Annotated in this window: 18 protein-coding genes and 1 pseudogene; 14 read left to right on the top strand and 5 right to left on the bottom strand. The window is 59.4% G+C overall.

The window, feature by feature from the left end:
• Positions 1-221, top strand: a pseudogene (locus tag ATY80_RS20335) (hypothetical protein); the annotation flags it as partial.
• A gap of 115 nt (positions 222-336) precedes the next feature.
• Here the strand turns inward: ATY80_RS20335 and ATY80_RS20340 are convergent.
• Together ATY80_RS20340 and ATY80_RS20345 are read right to left on the bottom strand one after the other, a co-directional pair.
• Positions 337-2262: a PAS domain-containing sensor histidine kinase gene (locus ATY80_RS20340; RefSeq protein WP_088694147.1), complete on the bottom strand. Its 1926-nt coding sequence runs from the start codon at positions 2260-2262 to the stop codon at positions 337-339.
• 25 nt (positions 2263-2287) lie between these two features.
• Positions 2288-3019: a helix-turn-helix domain-containing protein gene (locus ATY80_RS20345; protein WP_088694148.1), complete on the bottom strand. Its 732-nt coding sequence runs from the start codon at positions 3017-3019 to the stop codon at positions 2288-2290.
• A gap of 237 nt (positions 3020-3256) precedes the next feature.
• Between ATY80_RS20345 and ccoN the strand changes: the two genes are divergently transcribed.
• From ccoN to ATY80_RS20395, 10 genes are all read left to right on the top strand, one after another.
• Positions 3257-4879, top strand: coding sequence for a cytochrome-c oxidase, cbb3-type subunit I (gene ccoN / locus ATY80_RS20350; protein WP_088694149.1), 1623 nt, complete (start codon positions 3257-3259; stop codon positions 4877-4879).
• A gap of 8 nt (positions 4880-4887) precedes the next feature.
• Positions 4888-5622, top strand: coding sequence for a cytochrome-c oxidase, cbb3-type subunit II (gene ccoO / locus ATY80_RS20355; RefSeq protein ID WP_088694150.1), 735 nt, complete (start codon positions 4888-4890; stop codon positions 5620-5622).
• Positions 5623-5631: 9 nt separating this feature from the next.
• A complete protein-coding gene (locus ATY80_RS20360; protein WP_088694151.1) occupies positions 5632-5784 on the top strand; it encodes a cbb3-type cytochrome c oxidase subunit 3 in 153 nt (50 codons plus the stop codon).
• Position 5785: 1 nt separating this feature from the next.
• Positions 5786-6649 carry a cytochrome-c oxidase, cbb3-type subunit III gene (gene ccoP, locus ATY80_RS20365; RefSeq protein WP_088694152.1) on the top strand — a complete coding sequence of 288 codons (864 nt, stop codon included), beginning with the start codon at positions 5786-5788 and terminating at the stop codon, positions 6647-6649.
• A gap of 10 nt (positions 6650-6659) precedes the next feature.
• Entirely contained in the window at positions 6660-6845 is a 186-nt protein-coding gene (locus ATY80_RS20370; RefSeq protein WP_088694153.1) for a hypothetical protein, read from the top strand.
• A gap of 527 nt (positions 6846-7372) precedes the next feature.
• Positions 7373-8941 carry a cytochrome c oxidase accessory protein CcoG gene (gene ccoG / locus ATY80_RS20375; RefSeq protein WP_088694154.1) on the top strand — a complete coding sequence of 523 codons (1569 nt, stop codon included), beginning with the start codon at positions 7373-7375 and terminating at the stop codon, positions 8939-8941.
• Entirely contained in the window at positions 8938-9423 is a 486-nt protein-coding gene (locus ATY80_RS20380) for a FixH family protein (RefSeq protein WP_088694155.1), read from the top strand. The genes ccoG and ATY80_RS20380 overlap by 4 nt, the downstream gene beginning before the upstream one ends.
• Positions 9420-11696, top strand: a complete 2277-nt coding sequence (locus ATY80_RS20385) for a cation-translocating P-type ATPase (RefSeq protein WP_088694156.1) — start codon at positions 9420-9422, stop codon at positions 11694-11696. Before ATY80_RS20380 ends, ATY80_RS20385 begins: the two co-directional genes overlap by 4 nt.
• Positions 11693-11848, top strand: a complete 156-nt coding sequence (ccoS, locus tag ATY80_RS20390) for a cbb3-type cytochrome oxidase assembly protein CcoS (RefSeq protein ID WP_088694157.1) — start codon at positions 11693-11695, stop codon at positions 11846-11848. Before ATY80_RS20385 ends, ccoS begins: the two co-directional genes overlap by 4 nt.
• 29 nt (positions 11849-11877) lie before the next feature.
• Positions 11878-12543, top strand: a complete 666-nt coding sequence (locus ATY80_RS20395; protein WP_088694158.1) for a Crp/Fnr family transcriptional regulator — start codon at positions 11878-11880, stop codon at positions 12541-12543.
• Positions 12544-12791: 248 nt separating this feature from the next.
• Here the strand turns inward: ATY80_RS20395 and ATY80_RS28710 are convergent, their stop codons facing one another.
• The 3 genes from ATY80_RS28710 to ATY80_RS20410 form a co-directional block, all read right to left on the bottom strand.
• Positions 12792-13091, bottom strand: coding sequence for a hypothetical protein (locus ATY80_RS28710; protein WP_141105580.1), 300 nt, complete (start codon positions 13089-13091; stop codon positions 12792-12794).
• A gap of 582 nt (positions 13092-13673) precedes the next feature.
• Positions 13674-15119, bottom strand: a complete 1446-nt coding sequence (locus ATY80_RS20405; RefSeq protein WP_088694160.1) for a DUF4038 domain-containing protein — start codon at positions 15117-15119, stop codon at positions 13674-13676.
• A gap of 101 nt (positions 15120-15220) precedes the next feature.
• On the bottom strand, positions 15221-15715 hold the full coding sequence (locus tag ATY80_RS20410) for a glycosyltransferase (protein ID WP_189637225.1): 495 nt from the start codon (positions 15713-15715) through the stop codon (positions 15221-15223).
• 241 nt (positions 15716-15956) lie between these two features.
• Between ATY80_RS20410 and ATY80_RS20415 the strand changes: the two genes are divergently transcribed.
• From ATY80_RS20415 to ccmE, 3 genes are all read left to right on the top strand, one after another.
• Positions 15957-16682 carry a response regulator gene (locus tag ATY80_RS20415; RefSeq protein WP_088694161.1) on the top strand — a complete coding sequence of 242 codons (726 nt, stop codon included), beginning with the start codon at positions 15957-15959 and terminating at the stop codon, positions 16680-16682.
• Positions 16683-16750: 68 nt separating this feature from the next.
• Complete coding sequence (gene ccmI, locus ATY80_RS20420; protein ID WP_088694162.1) at positions 16751-17866, top strand: c-type cytochrome biogenesis protein CcmI; 1116 nt, start codon at positions 16751-16753, stop codon at positions 17864-17866.
• Positions 17863-18310, top strand: a 448-nt coding sequence (gene ccmE, locus ATY80_RS20425; protein ID WP_088694163.1) for a cytochrome c maturation protein CcmE, incomplete at its 3' end; no start/stop codon positions are given. The genes ccmI and ccmE, both read left to right, overlap by 4 nt.

Consider the following 18310-nt stretch of genomic DNA (forward strand, 5'->3'; position numbering starts at 1 on the left):
ATCACGAGAACTTCTCCAATTTTGCCGAGTACAAGCGCCTTTATGCCGGCGAGGCGCACACCGCGATGGCACCTTATGCGCCGGTCCTGGGCGAGGTAGGCGGCCGGGCGCACTTGAAAGCGCTGCTTCTGCTTGGCGCTTCACTCCTGGTGCCGATGCGCGATCCGTTCGGGGAGGCCTGCGACCAGATCAACGCGCGCGCCAAAGAGCTGTCGGTCTGACTCTGTCCGGCTGCCGCATGGCATCGGCGCGAAGGCCGCCTTGGTGACCTGGCGGATCACCGCGACGTCGCTTGGCTGTTCAGGACGGTTTCGTGCAAAGTCAGGTTTGTCAGCATCAGCTGGCATCGAGCAGTTCACGTATTTTCGCCGCCAGGTCCCGCGCCGTATAGGGCTTGCGCAGCCACTGAGCCCCAGGAACGCCGTCCTGTCCGACCAAGCCCGGCTCTGAATATCCCGAGGTGAAGAGCACTGCTATTTCAGGGCGAAGGTCTCGCGCTTCGCGGGCGAGTTCATCGCCGGTCATTCCGCCGGGCATCACGATATCGGTGAACAGCAGAGCGATGTTGTCGTTGGCCTGTAGGACTTCCAAAGCGCGGTGCCCGTTTTCTGCCTCCAGAACTGAGTATCCCATGGAGGACAGCCTTGCGACGGCGACACGGCGAACGCGCAGATCGTCTTCGACGACGAGGACCAGTTCTGTCCCTTGGGGCAGGGGGCTTTCAACCGGCTCCGATGCCTGACTGCGCTCCTGCGATCCGGAACTGCTCATGGCAGGCAGATAGATGCGGATCGTGGTTCCGCGTCCAGACTCGCTGTAAAGTTGGAGGTGACCACCGGACTGTTTCACGAAGCCATAAACCATGCTGAGGCCGAGGCCGGTTCCGGCTCCGACTCCCTTCGTCGTGAAGAATGGCTCGATGGCGCGCTTTTTAACCTCCTCGGACATGCCGGTTCCGGTATCGGTCATCGAGACGAGCACGAAATTGCCACTGCGCACTTCCGGATACATCTTGGCGTAGTCGGCATCGAGGTGCACGCGCGAAATTTCGGTGGTAAGGCTTCCGCCCTTCGGCATAGCGTCTCTTGCATTCAACGCGATGTTCAAGATTGCGTTCTGAAGCTGCGAACTGTCCACGAGGACGTTCAGACCCGACCCGGAGATAACTGTCGACAACTTGATGTTTTCACCGAGCGTTCTCCTTAGGAGATCCGAGAAGCCGGTCAGAAGCTGTCCAAGATCCGCAGGTTTCGGATTTAACGGCTGACGCCGCCCAAAGGCCAACAACTGTCCGGTTAACTTCGCGCCGTCAGCGGCAGCGTCCTGCGCTTCCCTCAAGATATCTCTAAGCTGGCCTGGCGGGAGCTTGTCCTCGATCATTTCCAGGTTGCCGCTGATGACGGTCAGGAGATTGTTGAAATCGTGGGCTATGCCACCGGTCAGTTGACCGACCGCCTCCATTTTTTGGGATTGACGCAGATCCTCTTCGATCTTGAAGCGGCTGGTGAGGTCGCGCAGGAAGCCAGTGAATATCCGCTCGCCATTTGCCGTCGTTTCGCCGACGTGGAGCTCCATCGGAAACTGGGAACCGTCGGCTCGCTGGCCCGTGACAACGCGGCCGTAGCCGATAATCCGCTTTTCGCCGGTCGTCAGATAATGGTCGATATAGCCATCGTGAGCGTCACGGTAAGGATTAGGCATCAGGTTGCTGACATTGCGGCCACAGATCTCTTCGGCTGACATGCCGAAGAGCGTCTCGGCCGCCTTGCTGAAGGAGAGCACATTGCCCCTATGGTCGATAACCACCATCGCATCGGGAACCGTATCGAGGATCGAGCTCAAGTGCGCCTCGCGTGCATTTACCGCGTCCTGGGCTCGTCTGAGGGCACTGACGTCGCTGTTCGTTTGAATGACTGCCAGATCGCCATCGGTGAGGTTCACCAGCACGCAGCGGGTTGCGACATGAATGTCGTGTCCACTCTTGTGGCGGTGAATGATTTCGCCTTGCCAGAAGCCGCGAGACTTTAACTGCGCATGAATACTGTCGACCGGCTCTGGAAACTGCGTCGCCAGTAGCTCGTACACATTTTCGCCGACGGCCTCCTCTCGCGCCCAGCCATACATGTTCTCGCAGCCGATCGACCAGTGTGTGATGGTCCCCTCGAGGCGATGAACGATGATGTCCGCACCATCGAGCACGTGCACCAGAGCGTCCAGTTCCTGAGACGACGCAGTACGCGGTGATATGAGGCGATGCGGCATGGCTTTACCTGCTGGGTTCATGGCATTAGTGCAGGCTGACGCTATGGCAGGTTTTGTCCGAGAAATCATCACCATTCCCCGACAACTGAACCAGGCGGCTAAGATTCACTATCCGGAGATCGTGCCGCCCTTCGGGCACGACGATGTTGCGCGATGCAAGCTTGGTGATCGTCCTGGAGACGGTCTCGATGGTAAGGCCGAGGTAGTCCGCTATGTCCTGGCGGTTCATCGGGACGCGAAGCAGGCCGTGTTGCATCTTGGCGTCGCTGCGTGATGCGAGCTTGACGATAAAACTGCATAGACGCTCTTCCGCGTTAAGCTTTGACAAAAGAACCATTTGGTTGTTGGCCGCCGCGGTCTCTTCACAGAGCAGGTTGATATAGACGGGGCGCAGAGCGTCGGAGCGCGCGATTTCATCGTGAAAGCTCTTGCGCGACACACGCCGGATCTTGCAATCGCTGACTGCTTCCGCCGTAAAGAGAAAGGCGCTTTGAAGTGACGCCCCGATGAGATCGCCTGGAAAATGGAACGCGGTAATGACGCGACGACCTTCGCCGATAATGCGGTGGAGACGCACGACGCCTTCGACAACCTGGAAAAGATGCTTGGCCGCGTCGCCCTCCCAGCAGATCGCCTTTCCGGCCGCAATGGTTTCCATCGCGGACGTCATGAAGAGGCACGCGAGGGACTGCGCCCCATTCATTCGGTCATGTGTTGCTTGCGCATGTTCAAAGGCGGTGTTGTTCGGCATCAGCATCGTCGCGTCCCTCTTGGTTGATGAGGGCACTAGACCGTCGTCGAGTCACACGGGAATGATCGAACGGTTCCAAATGGTGAGAATTTGTAACAGTTTGTAACAGCACCATGTTTCGACCGAAAGTGAGGCATCGTTGATTTAGATCAAGGTGCCAATCTCGAGCCCGTGACAGTCCTTCCCGCAAAGTACGAGAGAGCCGGCCGCAAAGCGGTCGTCTGCGCACTGGGGACGACATTCATGAAGTACACAACAGAAACGATGGTGGTCGCAGTCGGGGCGTTCCTGGCATTGCTGGGTGCCGCCTTTGCCCACGATCACCTTTTTGCAGTCCATATGGGCATACTTTCCTTCTGCCTTCTCGTCGGCACCGTACTGCTGATGAGGAACCTGGATTTCTCGCCGGCGGGCAGGGTGCCAAAGGTCGAGGCCTCCGGCTATTTCGACGAAGTCATTCGATATGGTTTGATCGCGACGGTGTTCTGGGGCGTCGTCGGCTTCCTCGTCGGGGTGATCATCGCGCTGCAGTTGGCTTTCCCCGACTTGAATATCGCGCCGTATCTGAATTTTGGACGGTTGCGTCCTGTTCATACGTCCGCGGTCATTTTCGCGTTCGGCGGAAACGCTCTCATCATGACCTCGTTCTATGTCGTGCAACGCACCTGTCACGCGCGCCTGTTCGGCGGCACTCTGCCATGGTTCGTCTTCTGGGGCTATCAGCTCTTCATAGTGATGGCGGCAACCGGATATGTGCTGGGCATCACCCAGGCACGCGAGTACGCCGAGCCGGAATGGTACGTCGATATCTGGCTGACGGTCGTCTGGGTCGCATATCTCATCGTCTATCTGGGAACGATCCTGAAGCGCAAGGAACCGCATATCTACGTTGCGAACTGGTTCTATCTCGGCTTCATCGTCACCATCGCGATGCTTCACGTCGTAAACAACCTTGCGGTTCCCGCATCGTTCCTCGGGGCGAAGAGTTACTCCGCGTTTTCGGGCGTCCAGGACGCGCTGACACAGTGGTGGTACGGCCACAACGCTGTCGGCTTCTTCCTGACAGCAGGTTTCCTCGGGATGATGTATTACTTCGTTCCCAAGCAAGCAAACCGTCCCGTGTACTCCTACCGCCTGTCGATCATTCACTTCTGGGCGCTGATCTTCATGTACATCTGGGCCGGCCCGCACCATCTTCATTATACCGCGCTGCCCGACTGGGCGCAGACACTCGGCATGGTGTTTTCCGTTATGCTGTGGATGCCTTCTTGGGGCGGCATGATCAACGGCCTGATGACGCTCTCGGGAGCCTGGGACAAGATCCGAACCGACCCAATCATCCGCATGATGATCGTCGCCATCGCCTTTTATGGGATGTCGACCTTCGAAGGCCCGATGATGTCGGTGAAGACCGTCAACTCGCTCAGCCACTATACCGAATGGACAATCGGTCACGTCCATTCCGGCGCCCTCGGATGGGTGGGTATGATTACCTTCGGAGCGGTCTATTACCTGACGCCCAAGCTCTGGGGACGCGACCGGCTCTACAGCCTGCGAATGGTAAACTGGCACTTCTGGCTCGCCACCCTCGGCATCGTCATCTACGCAGCCGTTCTTTGGGTCGCCGGCATCCAGCAAGGTCTGATGTGGCGCGAGTACAATTCGCAGGGCTTCCTCGTCTACTCCTTCGCTGAAACGGTCTCCGCGATGATCCCCTACTACGTGCTGCGAGCAGTTGGCGGGACGCTGTACCTGGCAGGCGGCATCGTGATGGCGTGGAACGTGTTCATGACGATCCGCGGACGCATCCGTGACGAAGCCGCTATCCCGACCGCTTACGTGCCCCAGGCACAGCCTGCCGAGTGAGGTGAAATATGGCATCGATATTAGACAAACACCAAATCCTCGAAAAGAACGCCACGCTGCTTCTCGTCGGCTCGCTTCTCGTGGTCAGTATTGGCGGCATCGTCGAGATCGCACCGCTGTTCTACTTGCAGAACACGATCGAGAAAGTCGAGGGAATGCGTCCCTACACGCCCCTGGAGCTGGCCGGGCGGAATATCTACATCCGTGAGGGCTGCTACCTCTGCCACAGCCAGATGATCAGGCCGTTCCGTGACGAAGTGGAGCGCTACGGACACTATTCTCTTGCCGCCGAGTCGATGTACGACCATCCCTTCCAGTGGGGCTCGAAGCGCACTGGTCCGGACCTCGCCCGTGTCGGCGGACGCTACTCGAACGAGTGGCATGTCCAGCATCTTTCCGATCCTCGGGCCGTCGTTCCCGAGTCGATCATGCCGAAATATGCCTTCCTCAAGGAGCAGGAGATCACCGTCAAGGACGTCGGAATGGATCTGAAGGCCAACGAAGACGTTGGTGTTCCCTACACCGCCGACATGCTTGCGAACGCCGAAGCCGACATGAAGGCACAGGCTGATCCGAACGCGGACACGACGGAACTCCTGGCCCGCTATCCGAAGGCGAAGGTCGGCGATTTCGACGGCGACCCGGCCAGGCTCACGGAAATGGATGCCCTCGTTTCCTATCTGCAGATGCTCGGAACGTTGGTCGACTTCTCGACCTACGACGATGCGACCGGCTACCGTTGAGGTGATCTGATGGAAACTTACACAGCAATGCGGCACTTCGCCGATAGTTGGGGTCTCGTGGCAATGGCCTCGTTTTTCGTCGGCGCAGTCGTTTTCACGCTTCGTCCCGGCAGCAAGCAGACGGCTAAAGAGGCCGCCGATATTCCCTTGAAGGATGATTGAGATGTCGGAAAAACATATCGATGAAGTCAGCGGCGTCGAAACCACCGGACACGAGTGGGATGGCATCCGCGAATTGAACAACCCGATGCCAAGATGGTGGGTGTGGACATTCTACGCAACGATTCTGTGGGCAGTCGGGTATGCCGTCGCATACCCTGCGATCCCGATGATCACCTCGACGACGAAGGGACTTCTTGGCTTTTCGAGCCGCGCCGAGCTTCAGCAGGACCTCGACCTGGCGAAGGCGGGACAGGTGAAGTTCCATGACATGATCGCTACGAAGACCGTACAGGAAATCGATGCGGATCCAGGGCTGCGCGAGTTCGCGATCGCAGGCGGGGCATCGGCCTTCAAGGTCAACTGCGCCCCCTGCCACGGTTCGGGAGCAAGTGGTGGCCCAGGCTTCCCCAACCTGAATGATGACGACTGGCTATGGGGTGGCGATCTCGACTCGATTCAAAAGACGATCGCGCACGGAATTCGCTTCGACGCGGACGCCGATACCCACGTTTCGGAGATGCCGGCGTTCAAGGAGATTTTGGACGCAACGCAGACAAAGCAGGTCGCAGCTTACGTGTGGGGGCTGACGAACACTCCATCCAAGCCGGAGCTTGCGGAAGCTGGAAAGCAGGTGTTTGCGGACAACTGCGCCGCGTGTCACGGGGAGGACGCCAAGGGCAAGGTCGATATGGGTGCCCCCAATCTCGCCGACGCGATTTGGCTCAAGGGACGTGGTGAAGATGCAATTATCCGTCAGGTCAATTCGCCGAAGCACGGCATGATGCCCGCCTGGTCCGCAAGATTGGGGGAGGCCGCGGTGAAAGAGCTCACAGTCTTCGTCCACTCGCTGGGCGGCGGGACGTAAGGAGGTCACAATGACAAACCACGACCACAACCCACTCCTTTGTCTCTACGGCACTCCGCGCGCCGTGATCCATTCGCGCGTATCGGCACGTGCGAAATCGGCACCGCCCGTCAGTGAACAGGACGACCCCGAAAAGATCGGCAGTTCGATTGTGAATTTGACCTGCCTCAAAGACCACAAGACCACAAGCCGCTAAAGTGGCGCCTGTCCTGTCGAGGATTTGAGCGCGCATCCTCTCCCAGTATAGACTTTGGGCCGCATCCCCTCGGATGCGGCCATTTTTTTGATCTTCCTGTTGCCCGTCGCCGCCTTTAAAAGACTGCGCACGGCGCGATCCGGGTCCGGCATACTGGCTGCGACACTTCCCGTGCTGGGCGCCTCGTGGCAGTTGGCCAATCCCAAAGACGGCGGCCACACCAAACTCTCAAGACTCCTGCCGTCGAAGGGGAGGTTGTCGCGGATCTTCTCCCCCCGCAGATCTTCCGGGCCACGCCGCCTCTCTCCAAGGCGTAGCCCTTCTTTGTTTTCGGTCGCGCCGCATCGTTGATGTGGCTCAAAGAACAACAAGCCCAAAATCCGTTATGCGCTGCTTGTCCAGCGCCATTAGGGCCCGTCTTCTGTCCGGAGCGCGGCTTTTTTTTCGGATCGCCCATTCTTGATCTGCATCAAGGAAGGGTGGTCGAGAAGCTGCAAGAACGGGCAAATAAAATTCGGACACGTCCCATGAACCTATATACCGCGCCAGATCCCGAGAATGTCGAACGGTTGAACGCCGAGCCCGTCAACGCCCGCCGAAACCGTCAGCCGCTCTACGCCGCCAGAAAAAAAGTGTTTCCCAAGAGAGCTGAAGGTCGATTTCGTCAGTTCAAATGGATCGTAATGCTGATCACGCTCGGCATCTACTATCTTGCGCCGTGGATCCGCTGGGATCGTGGCCCCTATGCCCCCGACCAGGCCATTCTGGTCGACCTGTCGTCGCGGCGTTTTTTCTTCTTCTTTATCGAGATCTGGCCGCAGGAATTCTACTACGTAGCGGGCCTGCTTGTGATGGCCGGGTTTGGCCTCTTCCTGGTGACGTCCGCAGTCGGACGCGCCTGGTGCGGATATGCTTGTCCGCAGACGGTCTGGGTCGATCTGTTTTTGGTCGTCGAGCGCGCGATCGAAGGCGACCGCAATGCCAGAATGAAGCTTGACGCCGGGCCATGGAGTTTCGACAAGATTAAAAAGCGCGTCGTCAAGCACACGATCTGGATCGTCATCGGCGTTGCCACGGGCGGAGCCTGGATCTTCTATTTCGCAGATGCGCCCAGTCTCGCTTCTTCACTGTTTGCCGGCCAGGCCCCTGCCGTGGCTTACGCGACCGTCGCCATTCTCACGGCAACGACCTATGTGCTCGGCGGCCTGATGCGCGAACAGGTCTGCACGTATATGTGCCCCTGGCCTCGCATCCAGGGCGCCATGCTTGATGAGAACTCGTTGGTCGTAACCTACAACGACTGGCGCGGTGAAACTCGCTCGCGTCACGCCAAGAAGGCCCAGACCAACGGCGTAGCCGTCGGCGACTGCGTCGACTGCAACGCCTGCGTGGCTGTCTGTCCCATGGGCATCGACATTCGAGATGGCCAGCAGATGGAGTGCATCACCTGCGCCCTTTGTATCGACGCCTGCGACGGGGTCATGGACAAGCTTGGCAAACCCCGCGGACTGATCGCATACGCCACGCTTAGCGAGTATGCGAGCAACATGGCGCTTGCCACCGACAACGGGCGCATACATGTCCAGCCCGCCAGGGTGCGGAATGCCGACGGCACGTTCGTGGAGGCGATCCGGCACTTCAACTGGCGCATCATCTTTCGTCCGAGAGTGGTGTTCTACGCGGTCGTCTGGTCGTTGATCGGTATTGCCATGCTCGTGCATCTGGCATTGCGGGACCGGCTCGAACTCAATGTCGTCCATGACCGCAACCCTCAATATGTTCTGGAGAGCGACGGTTCGATCCGAAATGGCTACACGCTGCGTATCCTGAACATGGTGCCGCAGCCCAAGCAAGTACAGGTCAGCCTTTCCGGTCTTGAAGGGGCGACGATGCGCATCCCTGAATTCGGGAAAGAGGATGCCCGCAGCTTCACCGTGGACGCTCAACCCGACGTCGCCACCTCGCTGAAGGTATTCGTCACACGCAAGCAGACAGGCGGCGCGGTCAGCGAGTTCCTTTTCATCATCGAGGACGCCGACCATTCCAATCGGGCGACCTACCGCGCCGCGTTCAACGCCCCAGGAGACGTCAAATGACCACTCGCGCTCAAGGATTCACTGGCCGACACATGCTTCTCATCACGTCCGCCTTCTTCGCGGTCGTCATTGGCGTCAATGTTACGATGGCCTGGTTCGCATCGTCGAGCTGGAGTGGTCTGGTGGTGGAGAACACTTACGTCGCCAGCCAGGAATTCAATCGCAAGGCCGGGGTCATGAAGGCGATGGCGGCATCGGGCATCGTCGGTGAACTCTCGCTGAAGGACGACGTGATCCACTACGACATCCGTAATAAGGATCGGTCTCCTGCAGTGGTCGACGAGGTGACCGCGAACTTCAAGCGCCCGGTCGGCGACCACGAGGACTTCCAGTTGCCGTTCAGCAAGGTGGGCGAAGGGCGGTTCGAAGCGCGCCATCGTCTCGCGTCGGGCGACTGGATCGTTGAAGTGATCTCGCGCAAGGGCGACGCCATCGTCATGCATGAAGCGGCTCGCATCGACACGGCGGGGTTCGGCCAATGACATGTTGCGACCTGAATACAGATAGCGTGCTGGCAATGAGCGCGACATCGTTCAGCGCCGAGGAGATCGCGCTTGTAAGCCACCCGCTGGGGGATGGCCTTCGCCAGCTCGACCTAAGCGTCCCCGACGTCCATTGCGGTGCCTGCATTTCGACCATCGAGAGGGCGTTGTCGGCGCTCCCCTACGTTACAAAGGCAAGGGTGAACCTTACCTCTCGGCGAGTGACGTGCATTTACCGGCAGGAGTTTGATAAGCGAACGACAGATCCGACTGGGATCATCTTAGCAATCAACGCAGCCGGATATCGGGCGCATCTTTTCACGCCCATCGCCTCGGAAAACGACACCACGAGGAATCAGCTCCTGCTGGCCGTCGGAGTATCCGGTTTCGCAGCCACGAATATCATGCTGCTATCGGTTTCGGTGTGGTCGGGGGCCGACGCCGCGACCCGTGACATGTTCCATTGGATCTCCGCGTTGATCGCGGCCCCGGCCTTGGTTTACGCCGGGCGCTTCTTTTTCCGGTCGGCATGGAACGCGCTCAAGCACGGGCGGACCAACATGGACGTGCCCATTTCCCTGGCGGTCACACTCTCGTACGCGGTTTCGCTGTGGGAGACCATGCATCACGGCGAGCACGCGTGGTTCGACGCATCGGTTTCGCTGCTGTTCTTTCTTCTCATTGGAAGAACCCTCGATCACGTGATGCGCGAAAAGGCTCGCGCGGCGATCAATGGCTTGGCAAGACTGGCTCCCCGCGGGGCGCTGCTACTGATGCGCGACGGATCACGGCATTACATTCCAATCGAGGACATAGCTGTTGGTGACGAAGTCGCGATCGCGGCCGGGGAGCGCATTCCGGTCGACGGAACGATCGTCAGCGGAGAAAGCGACATTGATCTCTCCATCGTTACCGGCGAAAGCAGTCCCGGGGCGGTCGCCGGTGGGAGCCAGGTCAGTTCCGGAGCCATGAACCTGACTGGCTCGCTCGTCGTGCGCGCGACAAAGCTTGCGAAGAACTCTCTCCTCGCAGAGATCATCAATCTGATGGAAGCGGCCGAAGGCGGCCGCGCTCGCTACCGCCGCATCGCCGACCGGGCTGCGTCCCTCTACTCGCCGGCAGTCCACCTTCTAGCACTCGTCTCGTTTCTCGCCTGGGGTTTTTTCGGCGGCGACTGGAAGCATGCGATGCTGGTCGCAGTCGCCGTTCTTATCATCACTTGCCCATGCGCACTCGGCCTTGCAGTCCCGGTTGTACAGGTCGTCGCGGCCGGCGAACTCTTTCGAAAAGGGGTCATGGTGAAGGATGGCTCGGCCCTGGAAAGACTGGCAGAGGTCGACACGGTTGCCTTCGACAAGACGGGCACACTAACCATTGGTGTGCCACGGCTTGTCGCGACCACAGCCTTGGATGACAGGTTCATTGCGAAGGCCAAGGGCCTGGCGGTTCATTCGCGGCATCCACTGTCGCAGGCTCTGGCGCGAAGTGGGGGGCCGGCTCCGACGCCATTCGATCGGGTGAGTGAGATCCCCGGCGGCGGGCTTCAGGCTTGCTGCGCAGGCAAGACCTATCGACTGGGCAACGCGGCCTTCGCAGACCCCACCGCGACATCGCCCAGTGACGAGGGCCGCTTTTCCGAGGTCGTGCTCTCGAGAAACGACGAAGTCCAGGCTCGCTTCCTCTTTGAGGACACGCTTCGACCGGGTGCCAGGGAAGCCGTCGATGAGCTCAATCTGCGCGGATATGAAACGGTGATCGTGTCCGGCGACCGCCAGAGCGTGGTCGACAGCACGGCTCTCGTACTGGGTCTCGACAAGGCCTTGGGCGCTCTCGGGCCACAGCAGAAGGTTGAAGAGTGCCAACGACTCAGTGCCAATGGCCATCGGGTTCTGATGGTTGGCGATGGCATCAACGACGCCCCGGCGCTTGCTGCGGCCCATGTTTCGATGGCTCCCGCCACGGCCTCCGACATCGGTCGCCAGGCCGCCGATCTGGTCTTCTTCAACGAGCGACTGGAGGCCGTGCCTCAAGCTATCGCCGTCGCGAAGCAAGCTGCGAAGCTCATCCGCCAGAACTTCGCCCTCGCGATTGGCTACAACGTGTTGGCGGTTCCGATCGCGATCGCAGGATATGCAACGCCGCTGATCGCCGCGGTGGCGATGTCCACCTCCTCGATCATCGTCGTCACCAACGCACTGCGGCTAAGCACACTCGGCATGCGCCAGCGTCGAGAACGAACCATGACGACGACGAGAGAGGTCAATGCAGCATGAACATGTTGATCTACCTGATCCCGATCGCGCTTCTTATGGGCGGTATGGGGCTCCTTGCTTTCCTTTGGTCGCTTAAAAGCGGCCAGTACGAGGACCTTCAGGGTGCTGCCTGGCGTGTACTCGCGGACGATGAAAACGAACCGACACCATAACGGTTGCCTCAAGCAGGAAAGGAAGGACGATGCTTGCAAGAAATCCCGTGCTTCTGCGATCCGAGTTGCTCGCAGGATTAGATCGAGAAACTGTGGAGACGCTATCGGCTTTGGCCGAAGTGCGAACATTCTCTCCCCACGAACAAATCGTCGAAGAGGGCCAGAAAGCCGGGTTCATTTTCTGCGTCACCAGCGGGCTCGTGCGCCTTACAAAGAAGGAATCCGCCGGCCGCGAAGCCGATGTCTCCATCTGCGAACCCGGTGACATCTTCGGGGAATACCTCCTTGCCGGCGGCGCCACATACGCACATGGTGCCTGGGCGGCGGAGTTTACGGAAATCGTGATGCTCGATCTCAATCGCTTGCGATCACTCGCCCAGCAGCATCAGGGCATTCAACGAAACATCATACACATAATGGCGAAACATCTCCTCGGCGCGCTCGATTGCATTGCGGGAGATCGGCTTCATACGGCAGCCCAGCGGGTCGCCAACTACGTCGTCGCCCGTTGCCCGCCTTCCGCTTCGCGTGTCACATTTCGCCTGCCCTATCAGAAACGAATACTTGCGGGAAAGCTGGGGCTTGCCCCCGAAGCCCTCTCGCGCGCGTTTGCCGCACTCGCACCATTGGGCGTCGCCGTCAAAGGCAAGAACATCTCCGTCGAGAGCGTGAACCTGTTGAAAGAGGCCTGCTAGCATCGCGAGCTATCACCGCAAAGTGGCCCAGGGTGATCGACCTTGATTGATGTCGTCGTAATGGCCGCCGCCCTTGAATGCGCGGCCATTGCGAACCCGGTGGAACCGTAAAGTCCCTGAGATATCGGGCATCGAACTTTTCGGAGAAATCAAACTCTTTTTCCGTTCGCCGGCGAAATCCGGTTGGCGAGACCAAGGGCGTCCTTCCCGCCGCGAGGAAGCAGGCGATGACGGCAGCGGCAAAGCCGTTATGGATGCGGTCCGGGGCGATCGCGGCTTCGCGCAAGGATCTCGCTTCGAGAGGCCCGCCCCACGAACACTATCACCGCCGTGATGATAAAGAACGGGACGTCGTTTGGCTCGCCGGCGTTGCCGACGGTAATGAACATGCCGCTCGCTAGACGGAAACAGAACACGATGCTGCATGCGATGGCATCCGCAAGCGTCATGATGGTATTTCGCCGGCGCCCCGCGGCGATCAGCAAAAGCCGGCACGGAACCAGCAATATGGCAGACAAGGCATTGGCACCAAGCGAGTTCTTCAGCATACGAAGCGCAGGCCCAAAGATTGCGATTTCGCCGCAAAAGGACAGATCCCTAGGATAATCCGATGGATTGATGCCGCTCAAGAGCCATGCAAGAAACAGATTGCGCCAAAGCTGCAGGCAGCCTTCCAGGCAACACGTCGCAGTTCCGATCGGAGGATGCAGGTAAGCACCATTGCGGGAACCCGACGTCGAGAGAACGGATTTTGCAGATGGATTGGAACGCAAGCAGTGCGCTCGCCGAAACGCGTCGAAATTGCGCGTTCTTTGGCTCTTTCTGATTTCGCAGAAATAGCTGCACCCATGAGGATGGAAATCAGCACCCATCCATAACGGTTATAGATTATGGCGTAGGTTGTGGTGGAGAGTGAATGGCCCAGCGGCCGGGTCGCCACGATAAGCGGACCACAAAAAGAACGAGCAGGCATGTGAAATGTCGGCAATTTTCGAAAAAAGACCATCACTGCCCAGGAAGCGGCGATACAAGCGGCCACGCAAAATCGGTTGGGCCCGCCGAGTTCAGAGATCTGTCCCGTTTGCCCGCCCCGTGAATACCATCGCTCGCCATCTCCAAACCTTGCCCTTCTAATCTTCGCCCTTGAGAATCAGGATCCAATCGCCGTCACCACCGCTATTTTCCGCCCCAGGGCGAAATGATTCGAGCCTTTTCGCGCGAAGGGGTGAGCCACTCGCTTCGAAGCCGCGCCCCTTGACAGGATCCCACCAGATCGCGCGAACCTGCTTCCCTTCCAACTGCCCCATTTTCAAAGTGATCGATCGGTCTTCAGGGATGTAGACAAGCGCAGTGAGGCCATCCGGTGAACGTGCCGCGACACTGCGCCTTTGACCGCTTCCGATCCCGCCGACCAGAAATTCATTGTCGACATCAGGCACGAAGTCTTGCCATTGCACATGCGAGAAAAGATTCCGCAGTTGCGTCATGCTGCGAGCGCCTTGGCTGTCCAGCGCATGTTTCCAGCCCCGGGGCACGGAAAACTCATCGGTTCCGTCGAAATACCAGATGGGGAAATTTCCGAATATCTGACCGGATGCGCCGGTCAGCAATGCCTGGTAAGCCTGTCCCCGTAGCCTCTGCGTCGACATACCGGGTCCATTTTCATATTGGCTCTCCAGGAGAAAGAAGGGCAGGATCGGCTTTCTCAGATATTGGTCTCTCGCTTGCGGAAAGACCGGATCCCATGTGTAGACATTGTTCAGCTTCAGCCATGCCTCGCCGCCCCAGAGATCCGCGCCGGCCGTCCCGTTCGCGTTGTGCGAGGTTTGCAGCGCGTCCGGATCGGCGTCCTGAATGCCGTTGGCGACCGCGCGCACGAGGTCAAGATCTGGCGGATTGGTGTCGCCGTTGATGACCCAGAGCACATTCCGGAAGCGGCTGTAGCGGTCTCCGACGAACCTGCCATAGGCATGCATTTTCTCGGCGCCCGCCGCCCTTATTTCCTGGTACCATCCCTCCGACCCGCCGCCGGCGCCGGTGTAGGACGGCGCCAGCAATACCAGCAGTCCGAGTTCGGACGCACGTGCGACGATCCAGTCCGCATAGGCGAAATAGGCCTCGTTGGGCATATCGAATCTGCCCGGTGCGAGGAACGGCGCGTCGCCGTAGGCATTTGCCGGCGCATTGGTGGCGAAGCGATGCTCGATCAGGTTCACCAGTATTGCGTTGAACCCCCGCGCCTTGCGATCCAGCAGATAGGCGTCGACATCCTCTCGCTTCAGCTGGGCCATCAACGACCAGGCCGTGTCACCGATCATCAGAAAAGGCGTACCCGCCGAATCGACCGTGTATCGTCGGTTCTGCGATATCTTCAGGGGGAACTGTGGGATGGCCTCGCCAATTCCTGGCAGAACCGTCACGATATCGACAGGGCGATCTTCCTGCACGGCGTGAACGCTGGCGGCCCTGGTCCCCCGATAACCCGATATTGTCGACAGCGCACCCAAACTGAGTGATAGCGCAAGCAGGAACCGCACCGCGACCTTGCCTTTCCTAATGGCCTTTGCTCCCGACATCTGGCGCGCCTTATGCGAACATGATCATCTCTGCCGGGGGCGCCAAAGCGCCCGTCGTAGTTCCAGCCGACACCCACGATGATGATAGGCGAGCTCTTCCCTCATGACCAGTCGCGAGAGCAGCGTCGCCAGTTTGCTGATTCTCTGCTGTGTCTTGTCCCACGAACCGACGCCACCATCGGTGACATATCGCGGACCGACGACCAGCTCCACAGGCCATCTCTCAGCGCCTCGCACATTTTCGATAGGAGACGGTCGTCGTGCTGCATATCGGCATCGATCACCGCGACGAGGAAGTACTTAGAATGCCTTCGACAACCGCCGACGACAGCCCTCTTCGACCCATTCTCCGGATGAAACGCAACCCCCGGATCGGTACGTGCGACTTCCGTCACTGCTTCGGCGGCGCCGTCGGGCGAGTCATCATCGACGATCACGACCTCCCAGTTTATGCCGTCGAGGGCGTCTCGCAGCCTTTCGATGAGGGGATTTACCTTGTCGACCTCCTTGAAGGTCGGAACTATGAGGGCGAGACCCGCGACTTTCCGCCGCGATCCTTGGAAGTGCGGAAGTGCGATTTGGAGCATTCCTGACATTGCTGTCCCCCAACACTTAACGCTCAATCGGAGAGGAACTGTTGCCTCGATGTGATGCCGGAACAAGCTGCCTATTCGTTGGTGCGGATCCCTGCTAGCCGATCCTTTTGAAGCTGTTCTTGACTGCGACCCGCAGTCGAGCTCCCATTCCTGGCTTTCGATTTGCAATCCTGCCTGTGGCGTTGGCAAAAATCCTGCGCTATTTCTCCGATGCAAGTTCGCAGCGGGACGATTGAGCGAAATGGAATCCGATCGCATTCTAGTAGTCGATGATGACGCCCGGATCAGGCAGATGCTGATCCGTTACTTCGAGGACAACGGCTACCGAGTGCATGCCGTGAGCAACGGCTCGGCCATGCGCGCGGAACTCGTGAAGGCAACATACGCCGCCGTTTTCCTCGATCTCGTCCTTCCGAATGGAGAAAACGGCCTGGAGCTCTTGAGGGAGCTCCGCAATACGTCCGACGTGCCAGTACTTATGCTGACAGGCCAGGACGACGTCACGGACAAGGTTGTCGGACTGGAAGTGGGTGCCGACGACTACATAGCCAAGCCGTTTCATCTGCGCGAACTTCTCGCACGGTTACGGACCGTCTTGCGTCGACGCACGTCGGCGACGCTTCCCTCGCGCGCTCCGGCCGAGGATGAGGAAAGCCTCGTCTTCGACGGCTGGCGGCTGGACCTCGCTCGCAGACGGCTCACCGCACCGAGCGGCGGCGACGTGCCTCTCACCACGGGGGAGTTCGACATGCTTCTGGTGTTCGTTCGCAACGCCGGCCGCGTATTGTCGCGAGAGACGCTCATGGACCAGACAAGGAACCGAAACCTGGAAGCCTTCGACAGGGCGATCGATGCCCAAATCGTGCGACTGCGCAAGAAGATCGAGGTGGATCCGAAGGCGCCGGCTCTGATCCAGTCTGTCCGTGGGGTTGGATATGTGTTCACGGGCCGCCTAAGTCGTCAGTAATTGATCCGCATCAATGTTCGGGTGATGAACTCCGCTAGTCTTCGCACGCACAAAGGCGTCTAAAGACAATGGCAATTTGGATTCTCTTCGCGGTCATCACGACCGCAACAACAGCAGCACTTCTTCACCCTCTGGCGTCCGCCGCTCGCTCCCGGCGGCCAGGCGAATCGCAAATGGCGTCCACGGTTTACCGGAACCAGCTTCTCGAACTCGAACAGGAAAAGGAAGCCGGGCGGATTGCGCCAAGCGAGTATGAACTCGCCCGCGCCGAAACCGCCCGCCGTCTTCTCAGGACCAAGGACAAGGTGCCGGAGCAGGCGATGTGGCCGCAAAGCCATTTGTGGCTTAGGGTCTCAATCGTATCGCTGCTTCCGCTTCTGAGCATCGGCGTATACGTCGCCATTGGTTCGCCGGAGCTGCCCTCGCAACCGCTGCAGGCTCGCTTGAGAAATCCCGGTCAGGACGTTGCGGTCCTCATTCAAAAGACCGAGCAGCACCTCGCTCAGGACCCCGCCGACGGACGCGGTTGGGATGTGATCGCCCCGGTTCTACTCAAGATGGGCAGAGCCGGTGATGCAGAGAACGCCTACCGCAACGCCGTTCGGATTCTGGGACCAGGCATTCCGCGTCTCGACGGTCTCGCAGAATCATTGATGGCGCAATCGGGAGGCACCGTGACCACGCAGGCGCAGGCCGTACTGCGCCAGGTGCTTGAGCATGAGCACGAAAATCCGCGGGCGCGGTTTTACCTTGCCTTGTCGCTGGAGCAGGCAAACGACAAAGTCGGCGCACGACGCGCATTCGAAGCGCTTGCGGCGACGTCGCCAATGACAGCTCCTTGGATGCCCCTTGTAAGGGAACACATCGACGCAAACAGCGGCGCGCCTGTCGAAAGACCCGGGAAGACCGACACAGCGGCGGCCGGGTCGATGCGGTCTGGCCAGGAGGCCGAGATGATCCGGAAAATGGTCGACGGTTTGGATGCGAGGCTGACCACCGACCCGAATAATCTCGACGGTTGGTTGAAGCTGATCAAGTCCTACGCGATCCTCAAAGACGACGGACAGGCGCTGGCGGCGCTCAGACGCGGACTGGCGGCGTTTCCGGCCGACAGCGAACAAGGCAAGCAACTGCTGGCCCTGGCGCGAGAGCTCGAGATTGCGACGGAAGGAATGAGCGAATGACGCGCAAGCAGAAACGCTTGGCGATCATCGCTGGCGGCATGAGCTTCGTCATTGCCGCGGTGCTGCTCGTCATGTTCGCCTTCAGCCAATCGGTTGCCTATTTCTACATGCCGGCAGACATTGCAAAGAACCCCGTGCCGCCGGGAACCCGGATCAGGCTCGGCGGTCTGGTCGGCGAGGGCAGTATCGTGCGGGGCGAGGGCTCGACAGTGCAATTTGCCGTCACCGATGCGACCGGCGACCTCGTCAGGGTACGATATAGCGGCATCCTGCCCGACCTCTTTCGGGAAGGTCAGGGCGTCGTGACCGAGGGTCGGTTCGAGGCGGGCAGCGACGTCTTCACCGCCGACACCGTGCTTGCCAAGCACGACGAGAAGTACATGCCGAAGGACGTCGCCGACAAGCTGAAGGCGCAAGGGCTCTGGCAGCAAGGGGAGGCGGCGC

The organism is Rhizobium sp. R711, from assembly GCF_002211365.1.
Lineage (GTDB): Bacteria > Pseudomonadota > Alphaproteobacteria > Rhizobiales > Rhizobiaceae > Rhizobium.

Bases quoted from the DNA above. Each gene is read 5' to 3' on its own strand.
- ATY80_RS20340 (WP_088694147.1), bottom strand. From the start codon at position 2,262: ATGCCGCATCGCCTCATATCACCGCGTACTGCGTCGTCTCAGGAACTG.
- ATY80_RS20345 (WP_088694148.1), bottom strand. From the start codon at position 3,019: ATGCTGATGCCGAACAACACCGCCTTTGAACATGCGCAAGCAACACAT.
- ccoN (WP_088694149.1), top strand. From the start codon at position 3,257: ATGAAGTACACAACAGAAACGATGGTGGTCGCAGTCGGGGCGTTCCTG.
- ccoO (WP_088694150.1), top strand. From the start codon at position 4,888: ATGGCATCGATATTAGACAAACACCAAATCCTCGAAAAGAACGCCACG.
- ATY80_RS20360 (WP_088694151.1), top strand. From the start codon at position 5,632: ATGGAAACTTACACAGCAATGCGGCACTTCGCCGATAGTTGGGGTCTC.
- ccoP (WP_088694152.1), top strand. From the start codon at position 5,786: ATGTCGGAAAAACATATCGATGAAGTCAGCGGCGTCGAAACCACCGGA.
- ATY80_RS20370 (WP_088694153.1), top strand. From the start codon at position 6,660: ATGACAAACCACGACCACAACCCACTCCTTTGTCTCTACGGCACTCCG.
- ccoG (WP_088694154.1), top strand. From the start codon at position 7,373: ATGAACCTATATACCGCGCCAGATCCCGAGAATGTCGAACGGTTGAAC.
- ATY80_RS20380 (WP_088694155.1), top strand. From the start codon at position 8,938: ATGACCACTCGCGCTCAAGGATTCACTGGCCGACACATGCTTCTCATC.
- ATY80_RS20385 (WP_088694156.1), top strand. From the start codon at position 9,420: ATGACATGTTGCGACCTGAATACAGATAGCGTGCTGGCAATGAGCGCG.
- ccoS (WP_088694157.1), top strand. From the start codon at position 11,693: ATGAACATGTTGATCTACCTGATCCCGATCGCGCTTCTTATGGGCGGT.
- ATY80_RS20395 (WP_088694158.1), top strand. From the start codon at position 11,878: ATGCTTGCAAGAAATCCCGTGCTTCTGCGATCCGAGTTGCTCGCAGGA.
- ATY80_RS28710 (WP_141105580.1), bottom strand. From the start codon at position 13,091: ATGCTGAAGAACTCGCTTGGTGCCAATGCCTTGTCTGCCATATTGCTG.
- ATY80_RS20405 (WP_088694160.1), bottom strand. From the start codon at position 15,119: ATGTCGGGAGCAAAGGCCATTAGGAAAGGCAAGGTCGCGGTGCGGTTC.
- ATY80_RS20410 (WP_189637225.1), bottom strand. From the start codon at position 15,715: ATGTCAGGAATGCTCCAAATCGCACTTCCGCACTTCCAAGGATCGCGG.
- ATY80_RS20415 (WP_088694161.1), top strand. From the start codon at position 15,957: ATGGAATCCGATCGCATTCTAGTAGTCGATGATGACGCCCGGATCAGG.
- ccmI (WP_088694162.1), top strand. From the start codon at position 16,751: ATGGCAATTTGGATTCTCTTCGCGGTCATCACGACCGCAACAACAGCA.